This window comes from Planctomycetia bacterium (genome assembly GCA_015075745.1).
GTDB lineage: Bacteria > Planctomycetota > Phycisphaerae > UBA1845 > UTPLA1 > UTPLA1.
This window is the reverse complement of the sequence record JABTTW010000001.1, coordinates 2,899,438-2,911,563: the sequence shown is the minus strand read 5'-3', so window position 1 is coordinate 2,911,563 and position 12,126 is coordinate 2,899,438. Positions and strand designations below refer to the sequence as shown.

General features: G+C 60.8%; 10 protein-coding genes. 5 read left to right on the top strand and 5 right to left on the bottom strand.

Annotation, left to right across the window (positions count from 1 at the left end; all coding sequences use genetic code 11):
- Window positions 1–38: 38 nt before the first annotated feature.
- Entirely contained in the window at window positions 39–1,340 is a 1,302-nt protein-coding gene (locus HS101_11525) for a DEAD/DEAH box helicase (GenBank protein ID MBE7506896.1), read from the bottom strand.
- A 257-nt stretch (window positions 1,341–1,597) separates the two neighbouring features.
- Here HS101_11525 and HS101_11520 point away from each other — a divergent pair, with 257 nt between their 5' ends.
- Window positions 1,598–1,999, top strand: coding sequence for a hypothetical protein (locus tag HS101_11520; protein ID MBE7506895.1), 402 nt, complete (start codon window positions 1,598–1,600; stop codon window positions 1,997–1,999).
- Window positions 2,000–2,009: 10 nt separating this feature from the next.
- Here HS101_11520 and HS101_11515 read toward each other — a convergent pair whose 3' ends face one another.
- Window positions 2,010–4,070 (bottom strand): serine protein kinase, encoded by a 2,061-nt coding sequence (locus tag HS101_11515; GenBank protein ID MBE7506894.1) that lies wholly within the window; start codon window positions 4,068–4,070, stop codon window positions 2,010–2,012.
- Between the two features lie 625 nt (window positions 4,071–4,695).
- On the opposite strand from HS101_11515, the gene HS101_11510 reads away from it, so the two are divergent.
- From HS101_11510 to HS101_11500, 3 genes are all read left to right on the top strand, one after another.
- Window positions 4,696–6,198, top strand: coding sequence for an asparagine--tRNA ligase (locus HS101_11510; GenBank protein MBE7506893.1), 1,503 nt, complete (start codon window positions 4,696–4,698; stop codon window positions 6,196–6,198).
- An 80-nt stretch (window positions 6,199–6,278) separates the two neighbouring features.
- The gene (locus tag HS101_11505; GenBank protein ID MBE7506892.1) at window positions 6,279–7,469 is read left to right on the top strand and encodes an ImmA/IrrE family metallo-endopeptidase; all 1,191 of its coding nucleotides are present in this window, start codon (window positions 6,279–6,281) and stop codon (window positions 7,467–7,469) included.
- Window positions 7,469–7,972, top strand: coding sequence for a DUF4411 family protein (locus tag HS101_11500; protein MBE7506891.1), 504 nt, complete (start codon window positions 7,469–7,471; stop codon window positions 7,970–7,972). The genes HS101_11505 and HS101_11500 overlap by 1 nt, the downstream gene beginning before the upstream one ends.
- A gap of 158 nt (window positions 7,973–8,130) precedes the next feature.
- Here HS101_11500 and HS101_11495 read toward each other — a convergent pair whose 3' ends face one another.
- Entirely contained in the window at window positions 8,131–8,727 is a 597-nt protein-coding gene (locus tag HS101_11495) for an RDD family protein (GenBank protein ID MBE7506890.1), read from the bottom strand.
- Between the two features lie 174 nt (window positions 8,728–8,901).
- On the opposite strand from HS101_11495, the gene HS101_11490 reads away from it, so the two are divergent.
- Complete coding sequence (locus tag HS101_11490) at window positions 8,902–9,804, top strand: zinc dependent phospholipase C family protein (GenBank protein ID MBE7506889.1); 903 nt, start codon at window positions 8,902–8,904, stop codon at window positions 9,802–9,804.
- Between the two features lie 47 nt (window positions 9,805–9,851).
- On the opposite strand, the gene HS101_11485 is transcribed toward HS101_11490, so the two are convergent.
- A complete protein-coding gene (locus HS101_11485; GenBank protein MBE7506888.1) occupies window positions 9,852–11,270 on the bottom strand; it encodes an amidophosphoribosyltransferase in 1,419 nt (472 codons plus the stop codon).
- A gap of 210 nt (window positions 11,271–11,480) precedes the next feature.
- Window positions 11,481–11,798: a hypothetical protein gene (locus HS101_11480; GenBank protein ID MBE7506887.1), complete on the bottom strand. Its 318-nt coding sequence runs from the start codon at window positions 11,796–11,798 to the stop codon at window positions 11,481–11,483.
- Between the last annotated feature and the right edge of the window lie 328 nt (window positions 11,799–12,126).

Sequence of the window (12,126 nt, the reverse complement as noted above, 5' to 3'; positions counted from 1 at the left end):
GCGTCGCTGATCGAACGCCGAACTTTTCTTTGCAGCGATTATCGCCGCTTGCGACGCGACAAGGGAACCTTGCCGGTGTAGTGCGTCGGAGCAGGCGGTGCGGAAACGGCTGTGCTCGGCGAGGCGGGCGTGGATGCCGATGCGGGTTGAGGCGAGGAGCCCGCGGACTGGCCCGGCCCGGGGACAGAATCCGGCGCGACGCGCGGCTCAAACCCGGGAATATCCAGCTTAATAAGCTGCTTATTGATCATCATCTCGATCTTGGTGAGATCGGGGCCCTCTTCGCGCGTCACAAAAGTGTAGGCCTTGCCGCTTGCGCCCATGCGTGCCGTGCGGCCGACGCGGTGCACATAGACCTGAATGTCCTGGGGCAGATCGTAATTGATGATGTGGGTGATCTCGTGAACGTCGATGCCGCGCGCCGCCAGATCGGTGGCGACCAGCAGCGGGATCTGATGCTTGCGGAAGCGCTCCATGATCTTCTCGCGCTTCTGCTGGACGAGGTCGCCGTGAATCTCGCGAGCCTCCATGCCCGCCGCATGCAGCCGCTGTGCGAGCTTGCGCGCGCCGTGCTTGGTATTGCAAAAGATGATCGCCAGCTTGGGCTTTTCCTGCTCCAGCAGCAGCTTGAGAAGTCGAAACTTGTCCCACGGATCGACCACGCAGTACCACTGCTCCACCAATTCGACGGTCATCACGTCCTCGGAGACGTTGATCTCCACCGGATCGTGCATGTACTGCTTGGTCAGCCTCTTGATCTCGTCGTCAATGGTCGCCGAGACGAAGACGGTCTGGTGAGCATGCTTCACCTGCCCGAGAATCCGGCGTATGTCGTCGCGAAAACCGATGTCCAGCATGCGATCGACTTCGTCCAGCACCGCGAATCGAAGCGAGTCCAGCGTCAAGGCCCTTCGCTGAAGAACATCCATCACCCGTCCCGGCGTGCCGACCACGACATGCGGCTTTCGACCCAGAAGGTGAAGCTGCTCCTTCATGCTCGTCCCGCCGTACACCGGCACGCAATGGATCTCCGTGTATTTGGCGATTCTGCGAAACTCGCCCACGACCTGGGCCGCAAGCTCCCGGGTGGGAGTCAGAACCAGCAATTGCATTCGCCCTGTCGGGTCGATCATCTGCAATGTGGGCATCCCGAACGCCGCGGTTTTCCCGGTTCCGGTCTTGGCCTGCCCCAGGACGTCCTTGCCGGCCAGCACATGTGGGATGAGGGCGATCTGAATGGGCGACGGCTCGGTGAATCCCATATCCACCAGCGCGCGGAGAATCGGCGCTTCCAGCCCCAGTTTCGCAAACGCTTCAGGTAGGTCGGGGTGCCGGTGCATTCAATCTCGTCGTGTTATGTCACGCATCAACCAGAGCTCCGAAGTAAAACGAGAAGCCGAATCACACCGAGCAATGGTTGCCGGGGCCGGAGTGTCCTCGTCTGATAATCGAGACTGATAATAAGGCCGCACCGCCCCGGTGACAAACGACTCGCAACTTCGGTCCGTAAACGCCGCCTCCCGGGGAGTTTTTTTGAGCGCCCGTCAACTGGATTCCCGCCGGCCTGCGGCCCTATCGTTGGTTAGGGGGGTCACTCATGAGGCACAAACTGTTGGACGGAACGCTCGAGACCGCGCTGTCGGGCGGCGATGCCGCGGCGGACGCGAAGCGTATCGCAAATCGTCGCTTGTTCAGGGAAATGGTCAAAGGGGAGGTCGCCGAGAACCGCCTGACGTTCTCGCGCCGCAGAGCGCTCGTGCGCTTTGCACGCCGCCTGGCCATCCTGCCCACCGAGGCAAATCTGATCATCCGCGGCGTCGAATACGAGCACGGACACGTGCCCGCCGAAGCCGTCCTCGAACTCATGCGCGGAACCAAGCGTCGCGGGCTGGCCCCCACCGACGTCGAATCCGCCCTTCGGGTCGGCTTCTACGTCCTGCTCACCCTGCTCTACTGCCTGGTGATTCGCTGGGCCGTCGGACTGCTCTTCCTGAGATAAACCGCGCCGGCTAGTCTTCGCTCTTGGCATCGCCTCGCGCGAAGATGCTCGCCACGTAGTTCAGCACGTCCGTCGCGCTCTGCTCGTTGTACCCGAAGTACTTGATCAGCCGCTGCTTCACCACGTCGATCTTCGCCTGCGTCTCGTCATCAATGACGCCGCTGACCACGTTCTTCAGCTTGATCGTATCCCGCTGATCCTCGAACAGCTTCAGCTCCAGCGCCTTCTGCAGTCGGGCATTGGTGTGGTACTCGAACTTCTTCCCGTCGAGCGACAGCGCGCCGATGTAATTCATGATTTCCTGGCGGAAATCGTCCTTACGGCTCTCGGGGATGTCGATCTTGTCTTCGATCGACCGCATGAGCCTTTCATCCGGTTCCTCGTCTTTGCCGGTGTATTTGTTGCGCACTTTCTCCCGCTGCGTGTACGCCCGGACGTTCTCGATGTAGTTCGTCGCCAGGCGCTTGATCGCGTCTTCATCCGCGGAGATCGCCCTCTGCACCTCGGCCTTGAGGATGTCTTCGTACTCCTCGCGAACCACCGAGAGAAGTTCCTTGTACTGCTTCTTCAACTCCTCGTCGGAGATAAGCGAGTGGTGCGAAAGGCCGCCCTCCAGCTCGTTCATCACCATGAACGGATTGATGCCCTTCTCCTGGATCGCCTGATCGCTCACCAGCGAGTTTGAAATCTTGTCCTGAATGTACCGTGGGCTGATACCCTGCATGCCCTCGCGCCGGGCTTCCTCGATCAGCTCCTTGACGCTGTCCTCGGTATACCCGGGGATGCTCTTGCCGTTGTAAAGCTTGAGCTTCTGCAGCCGCGTCAGTCCCGCCTTCTTGGGCTCTTCAAGCCGCGTCAAGACGGCCCACATCGCCGCCGTCTCGATCGTATGCGGAGCGATGTGCATCGCCCGGATGCGCTCCTTGTTGAAGTCCTTCTCGTAAATGCGGATTTCCTGATCGAGGATGACGTTGTACGGAATATCGATCTTGATCGTTCGGTCGCGGAAGGCCTCCATCAACTCGTTGTTCTGGAGCTTCTTGTATTCCGGCTCGTTGGTGTGCCCGACGATCACTTCGTCGATGTCGGTCTGGGCGAATTTCTTGGGCTTGATCGTGTGCTCCTGCGACGCGCCGAGCAAGTCGTAGAGAAACGCCACGTCCAGCTTGAGCACTTCGATGAACTCAATGACGCCGCGATTGGCCACATTGAGCTCGCCGTCAAAGTTAAACGCCCGCGGGTCCGAGTCCGAGCCGTATTCGGCGATCTTGCGATAGTTGATGTCACCGGTCAGCTCGGTCGAGTCCTGGTTCTTCTCGTCCTTCGGCTGAAACGTCCCGATGCCCCGACGATCCTTCTCACTGATGACCAGTCGCTTGACCACGATATGGTCCATCACCTTGCGCCAGTCGCCGTCATATTGCCTGAGGAAATCCGCGAACGTCTTGCGGCAGAAAGGATCGAGGTCGCCCGTCACGCTGATGCGCTGCTCCGGCGGCAGCGACTCGTTCAGCATGACGATCACCTCGCGACGAGGCTCCTTCGGAATCAGCTTCAGCGGCTCCTCGTGCATCGGGCAATCGACGATGTCGTACTCGCCGTTCGCTCGCGGGATCCGCCACGCAAATGAATACATCGCGCCGTCATCCGTGCGCGTGTACTGCTCCAGCCCTTTCTTTATCAGCCGGCAGATGGTCGACTTGGCGGAGCCGACCGGACCGTGCAGCAGCAGGATGCGCCGCTCGGTGCCGTAGCCCTGCGCCGCCGACTTGAAGAAGTCCACCAGTTGGGTCAGCGATTTTTCAAGGCCGAACACGGCGTCTTCCCCGTGGCCGATCGGATCGGAAAAGAACTTGTAGCGAACGCAATCCTGGCGAAACTTCGTGAACCGCTCCGTCCCGTAGTGCAGGATCATGTCATAGACGCGCTGAAACGCATTTCGCGCCACGCGCGGATTGCGCGTCACGATGTCCAGGTAATCGTCAAACGATCCTTCCCAGTGTTCATCGCGGAAGCCCTGAGGGTCCTGGCGTTTGGAGACAAGTTCCAGGATAGAGTTCTTATTGACCATGTCTGACTCCCTGATTCTTTAAGCGCGATCGCGTGGACGTTAGCCGATTCGGCGGCGTCAACCCTTGATCGGCGAGGGCGTGGCCCATCGTTCAGATAACAAAACGTTGGCCTCTATTGAATAATATCGGACTGGTACTCCAGAGTCAACCGACGGCGACACATAAAGTCTTGCCGCGACAGGAGTAGCGGTAATTCACCCGCGCGATCGCACCCGAATTGCGGAGCGATCAATCTCCTGCCGATTGCCGGAAACTTCGGTCCCCCGCCGCGTCGCCGCAGACGTCCCGCCCGCAAAGCCGTAGAACAGCCTACGCAGAGAGACGCCCAATCAACTTTCTCCGCCTGACTCCGACGAGCCCACCCAGTATTAAGAGATACAACGCCGCCGGCGCGAAATCGACCGTGACCCCGCCGCCCCCGACAAAAGGATTCCCAACTTCCAGCAATCCATGATAGGAGGGAAGCGCGGAACGCAGTATCACAACGCCTCGCCCCACGGTGCGATTCCGTTACATTATACTCGGTTACTTTTCAGACTATCGCCGCAGTCAACGACAATCACGAAATGTTCGGCCGCCAGCCGCCCGCTATTCCAGATGTCGAACAAGGAGTCGAATCGCCAGATGACCGCACTGATCAAAGACCTCCACCAACACGTCGGCCAAACCGTCACCCTCCAGGGCTGGCTCTACAACCGCCGCGACTCCGGCAAGATCGCCTTTCTCGTCGTCCGCGACGGCAGCGGCCTTTGCCAGTGCGTCGTCGCCAAGAATGAGACCACCGAGAGCTTTTTCGAAAACGCCCGCCGCCTCGGACAAGAGTCCTCCATCCGTGTCACCGGCCTCGTCCGCGCCAACGAAAAGCAGATCGGCGGCCACGAGATCGATGTCACCGCCCTGGAAGTCCTCGGCGAAAGCGTGGACTACCCCATCACCCCCAAGCCCCACGGCATCGAATTTCTCATGAAAAACCGCCACCTGCACTTTCGCAGCCGCAGGCAGTGGCACATCCTTCGCATCCGCGCGACGCTCGTCGATGAGATTCGCGGCTACTTCAACCGCAACGGCTTCACCCTGATCGACACCCCCATTTTCGCGCCCGCCGCCGGCGAAGGCGCCCAGACCCTCTTCACCGTCGACTACTTCGGCGAGCCGGTCTACCTCGCCCAGACCGGCCAGCTCTACGTCGAGGCCGCCTGCATGGCCTTCGGCAAGGTCTATTGCTTCGGCCCCACCTTCCGCGCCGAGAAGAGCAAGACCCGCCGCCACCTCACCGAGTTCTGGATGGTCGAGCCGGAAATCGCCTACGCCGATCTCGACGGCGTCATTGAAGTCGCCGAGGATTTCATCTGCTCCATCGTCCAGCGCATCCTCCGCGATCATCGCCCTGACCTTGAGTTCCTCGGCCGCGACATCGCCGCACTGGAAAAGGTGCAAAAGCCCTTCAACCGCATCACCCACAAGGAGGCCGCCGACATTCTCCGTGGTCCAAAGGCGAAGGAGCTACTGGAGCGAGACCTGACGACCAAGACCGCCCGCGTGGCAGAGGTGAAGGGTCTGATCGCCGAGAAGGAGGCGAAGGAAAAGTCCCAGGGCATCAAGCAGTGGGAGAAGGACAAGCTCGTCGCCGAGATTCACGACCTGCGCGATGAACTCGGCGACCTCGAAGTCGAGGTGCAGAACATCCCCCACCACATGCAGCTCGCCGCGAACTTCGACGGCGGCGGCGACCTCGGCGGCAGCGACGAGACGATCATCAGCCGCCTTCACGAGCGCCCCTGCTTCGTCACGCACTACCCCCGCGAGTGCAAGGCCTTCTACATGAAGCGCAACGCTGACGACCCCACGCGCTGCAACAACGTCGACCTGCTCGCACCCGACGGCTACGGCGAGATCATCGGCGGCTCGCAGCGCGAAGACGACCTCGACGTGCTGCTCGAGCGCATCAACGAAGAAGGCCTCAGCCCCGCCGACTACGAGTGGTACCTCGACCTCCGCCGCTACGGCACCGTCCCCCACGGCGGCTTCGGCCTCGGCGTCGAACGAACCCTCGCCTGGCTCTGCGGCCTCAAACACATCCGCGAGACCATCCCCTTCCCGCGCATGATGGGAAGGTTTTACCCGTAGCGTATATTGATTCCAGAGACCCTGGAGGCCTAGGAGGATCAGTCGACGATAGAGTATTAGTCTAAGGGAGCACGATGGCCATGGTCCGCATTAGTGTCAGCGCAAGTGTCCTGAAATGGGCGATGGAGCGCTCGCGCCGTTCGCTTGTGGATTTCCGTGCAAAATTCCCGAAGCTCGCCGAATGGCTAAGGGGCGACAGCCAGCCTACTCTCAAGCAGCTTGAGGAATTCGCCAAGGCGACACATGCACCCTTCGGTTACTTCTTTCTAACCGAGCCTCCGGTCGAGCGGATCCCCATCCCTGACTTTCGGACGATGCCAGGCGCGGATTTTGCAAGGCCCAGTCCCGAACTGCTCGACACGATCTACATGTGCCAGCAACGACAGGAATGGTACCGAGAGCATGCCCAGTTGATGGGCGAGGAGCCACTCGTATTCGTGAATTCCGTGCGATTGGGTGCCGATATTGCTCGTACCGCCTCGAGCATTCGCGATGCGCTTGGTTTGTTTGAGCCGCTCGGCGTAGTCGCCCGCACGAACGCCGACGCCCTTCGCATTGTGCTCGAACGAGTGGACGCACTAGGCGTCTTGGTAATGGTGAGCGGCTACGTCGGCGCCAACACCCGTCGACGACTTGATCCTGAGGAGTTTCGCGGCTTCGCGCTGGTCGATCCCTTCGCGCCACTAGTCTTCGTGAACGGTACCGACACCAAGGCCGCCCAGCTCTTCACGCTCATTCACGAGTTAGCACACATTTGGACGGGTGAATCCGGCATATCTGACGTCTCCATTTCGCCGAACACGCACTTCGAGGTCGAACGCTGGTGCAACGCCGTCGCCGCTGAGGTGCTGGCGCCGCTCGCCGGGTTCAGGGCGGCACTGCGTCCACGCGCCGAGTTGTTCCGCGAAGCGGGGCGTCTCGCCGACATCTATAGGGTCAGTACGCTGGTCGTCTTGCGTCGCATGCTCGACGCCGGACGCCTGACGCGTGAGGAACACGACCGCGCCTATCGCAGAGAATCTGCACGACTGAGCGCGCTGATAGCTGCTCGGGAAGAGTCCGGTGAAGGCGGCACTGGCGGGAACTACTATGCTACGGCGAGGTTCCGCCTCAGCACGCGATTCGCTACAGCCGTAATCGCCAGCACTTGGGAGGGTCGGTCAACCTTCACGGAGGCATTCCGCCTACTGGGCTGTCGCAACGTCCGCACGCTGGAAACGCTCGGCGAGCGCCTCGGCATGGCCAAGTACCTGAGCGGGGGGCCGGTCTAATGGCCTATCTGCTCGATACCGGGGTATTCATCGAGGCAAAACGTCGCTTCTACGGCTTGGATTTTTGCCCGGGTTATTGGGAATGGCTCATGCGCGAGGCCAACGCCAGTACTATCCGCTCGATTGAGCGCGTGGCCGACGAACTTGGCGCGCAGCAGGATGACCTGAGCGCCTGGGCAGCCACTCTTCCCAATGGCTTCTTTCTCCGACCTGACGCCACCTTTAGCGACGCCTTTCAGCGGGTGAGCCATTGGGCATTGACATCCGGCTTTCACGCCGCTGCGTACAACGAGTTCCTCGACGTGGCGGACTCGTTTCTGATTGCGCAAGCGCTCGCGGGCGCCCACACTGTCGTTACGCTGGAGAAGCCGGCAACGACACCAAGCAAGAAGAAGATCAAGGTGCCGGACGCGTGCGCTGGCGTCGGCGTCAAGAGCATGACGCCGTACGCGTTGCTGAGGCTTCAAGGTGTGCGGTTTGTGCTGAGTCCGAGCACGACATGACTGTTGTTGGATCCATGACGTTCGATGCAATGCGCCACTTCCCACGGCGGCCTCGGCGTCGAACGAACCCTCGCCTGGCTCTGCGGCCTCTGGGCACATCCGCGAGACCATCCCCTTCCCGCGCATGATGGGAAGGTTCTATCCCTAGCCGCCGACGCTCAGCCGCCGCCGCCCTCCAGCGGTTCAAGATCAAGATAAGTCAGCAGCACCGGGCCCAGCAGCTTCGTCTGATACGCCGGCTTCGCCGGTCCCTCGGACACGGCCGACCGGCGCACGACCCACGTCCCGCTCCACCGATCGTGAAACGCCTGTCGACGCGGGTTCTGTGCGCACGTCAAATACGCCATGCCGAAAAATCCGACAAACGGCACGCCAAGAACAAATCGCTTAAAAAGCTGTTTCCACCCCGGCGCATGCCCGAACCCGTCAACGATACGGACGCCGGCGACGAGATAACCGAGCGTGCCGACGCCAAGCCGCCGCGGAACAACGTGGTACGCCCCACAGAACAAAAACCAGCCGACAACCGTAGGTAACTGGACGGGCCTCATATATTTGTTGATCAGCCGCTGCTTCTCCGCCGAACGCGGCATCACAATGACCTCATTGGGCACGTATTGGGCCTGAAGTACGACCCCCGCGCCGGTAAGGACGCAAAGCAAAAGGGCGACGTCGATGGCGGCCGCTATGATTCGACGGGGAATCGAGGCGTAGCTCTGAGGGGCGAATACAACGTGCTGGCCGAGATCGGGCATAACCGTGTTTTATCGGTGCGCGGCGATCGGCTCCAGTGCCGCAAGTTCCGTCGCCCGCGGGCCGATCAATTCGAAAGCGTGGAATTGCAATCGGCCATCCGGGGCAGCTACAATCGCGCAGGACATCAGACAGCCCGCCAAATGCGGCTGTCAGCATCCCAGGAAGGGATCGCCGTGAAAACCACCAACTTCCGAGCCGTTGTGATTCTTGCGGCTCTTGTCATCTTAGTCGTCACCTCCGACGCCCTGGCCTGGGGGCCCGCGACCCACGTTAAGCTTGCGTCGGACGTCCTGTCTCACCTTGCCCTCCTGCCGGCGGGCATCGCCGCCCTCATCGCGCGTCATCGCAGGTTCTTCGTCTACGGCAACGTCGCCACCGACACCGTCCTGGCCAAGAAGTTGAGCCAGGTCAAGCAGGTCTGCCACCGCTGGTCGACCGGGTTTTCGCTCCTGACAAATGCCGAGTCGGACCAGGGCAAGGCCTTCGCCTATGGCTATCTGAGCCATCTCGCCGCCGACACCGTCGCCCATAACAAGTTCCTGCCCCTCCAGATGGCCGTCAGCAGATCGACCGTTTCCTTTGGCCATTTGTATTGGGAAATTCGCGCCGACGCGAGAATCGACACACCCTATTGGCGGCAACTGCGTCGATCGCTCTGCGGGTGTTACCCTGAGCCGGAACATCTCCTGCGTGAGCAGCTTCAGCGGACCCTGCTTTCCTTTCGGACGAATCGGTTTCTCTTCAAGCGTATGAACCTCCTGGCCTCCGAGGACGCCTGGCGACGGAGCGTCGATTTCTGGGAACGATTGTCGAGGTTCTCGCTCGATAGCGCTTTGGTGGAAAGCTACCACGCCGAATCAATCGCCCGCATCATCGACCTCCTCACCAAGGGCGACGCCTCGGTCGTATTGCAGGAAGATCCAAACGGAAACTTTTCCCTCTCATACGCCAAGGCGCAGCGAAGGCAGCTTTGCCAATTGAAGCGCGCGAAGATTCCCCACGATCAGATCATTCGCGAGGCCGCCCTCGGCCACGCCGCAAAGCAGTCCCAGCTCGCATCAATCACGGAAAGTTAAATCATCGCTCGACGTAGCGGCCGGCGCCCCTGCCCGCCGTGGAATACTCAGTGTCGGGCCTTCTCCGGCCGGCGCTCGAAACCGAACTTGTCGAGCGGCTCGCTCACCGGCATCGGGTATTTCCCAGAGAAGCACGCGGTGCAATAGTCACCCGGCACCTGCGCCCCGCACTTGAGCATGCCCTCCAGCGAAAGGTACGCCAGAGAATCGACCTCCAGATACTCGCGGATCTGCTCGACGCTCCTGCCGGTTGCGATGAGCTGGTTCTGATCGGGGAAGTCGATGCCGAAGTAGCACGGATGCCGGATCGGCGGGCTCGCCACGCGCAGATGAATCTCTTTCGCCCCCGCCTTCCGCAGCGCCCCCATCTTTCCGCGCGTCGTCGTCCCGCGCACCACCGAGTCTTCCACCACGATCAATCGTTTGTCCCTGACCGCCGGGCGAATCACATTGAGCTTCATCTTCACCGCCAGATCGCGCTGCGGCTGCGTCGGCATAATGAAGCTGCGACCGCTGTAATGACTGGTCGTAAAACCGCGCTCCCGCGGAAGCCCGCTCTCCTCGCTGTAGCCGATCGCCGCGCATCGCGCACAGTTCGGAACGGGAATCACCAGATCGGCGTCGGTCGGCGCTTCACGCGCCAACTGCCGCCCCAGCGCGACGCGAAACTCGTGCACGTTCTGACCGAATACGTTGCTCGAAGGATCGGCGAAATAAACCTGCTCGAAGATGCAGTGCGCCCGGCGATTGCTGCCGGATGCAACGAACATGCGCGAACTCAGGCCGTCCTTCGAGAGCGTCACGATCTCCCCGGGCGCCACGTCGCGGACGTATTCGGCATCGACGATATCCAGAGCGCTCGTCTCGCTGGCGACGACATAGCATCCGTCCTCGAGCTGACCGATGCACAATGGCCGCAGCCCGAACGGATCGCGCGCCGCCTCGATGCGATCGGGGTAAATAAAGAGCAGACAAAAGGCCCCCTTGAGCGTGCTCAACACGGCGGCCAGCGGATCGGGCGTCTCTGCGAATTGCGGGCTGGCCAGCAGATGGACGATCACCTCGGTGTCGCTGGTCGTCTGAAAAATCGCCCCCTGCGCCTCGCGTTCGAGTCGCAGTTGCGCCGCGTTGATCAGATTTCCATTGTGCGCGACCGCGACCTGACCGCCGCCGTACTGCACCAGAAGCGGCTGGCAGTTTGCGACGCTGCAAGAGCCGGTCGTCGAATAGCGAACGTGGCCGATCGCCGAATCACCCCGGACCTCGGCCATGCGCTTTTCGTCGAAGACCTGCGTCACCAGGCCCATGGCCGCATGTCGATGCAGGCGCCCGGCGCGAACGGAACAGATACCCGCCGCCTCCTGGCCGCGATGCTGCTGGGCGTAAATACCGAGATAGGCGAGTTCGGCCGCGTCGGCTCTCCCGAAGACCCCGAAGAGTCCGCAGTGATGCTTCACTTCCGAAATGATGTTAAGAGACCGATCCAGCACGGCGTGGCTCCCCGACGGATGAGCAATTTTCACCCGTGAAAGATACTGAACGATAGGTGAAATCCGCCCCTTCGACAAGCGACCCATGCTCAAAATGAAGAACCGCGAACCGCCTTCCGGCAATCCGCGGCCTTCGTCAACGCTTTGTCAGTGTGAATGTGCTATTGGATTCGGCGGCCGACCGGGTTACTTGCGTGGCTTTCCTGCGCCCTTCTTCTTCCAGAAGTCGTCGTAGTAGCCATCCCCATAGTAATACCCGTCGTCATAGTACCCGTCGTCGTAGTAATACCCGTCATCGTAGTAGCTGTCTTCGTAGTAATAGCTCTCCTCGTACCCCGAGTTGAAGAAGTCGAACCCGCCGAACGACGGGAGATAGTCGAATCCGAAGTCGAACCCGGAATAGCCGTAACCACCTCGGCGGTCACAGCCGTCCGACCCCATCGTCGGTACCAGGGCCAGAACCAGTCCGAACATCATTGCCAGTCGTGTCAGTTTGCGCTTCATGGGAGTCTTCTCCTGTTCTCGCGGTCGCCCTTCGGACCGCGTTGCTTCATGCACTAGACACGCCCTGCCCCGCGAGGTTAGCGGAATGCCCCCCACCGGCCCGCAATCGGGAATATTCAACGCCGGAAGGCCAATACCCATGAGCGGAACGGGATAGGCCCGAAAACCGCCATGTGGGAGTGCCTCTGGATGACTGTGAATCTGACGAGTCGCGGCATTTTTCGGCGAGCGAAATCCACATGGCCCATCGCAGGAAACCCCTCACCGGAACTCCGCCTAAACGCAGAATCAGACTTGAGATACAATTCGCACAACAAGCCAGGCCGCT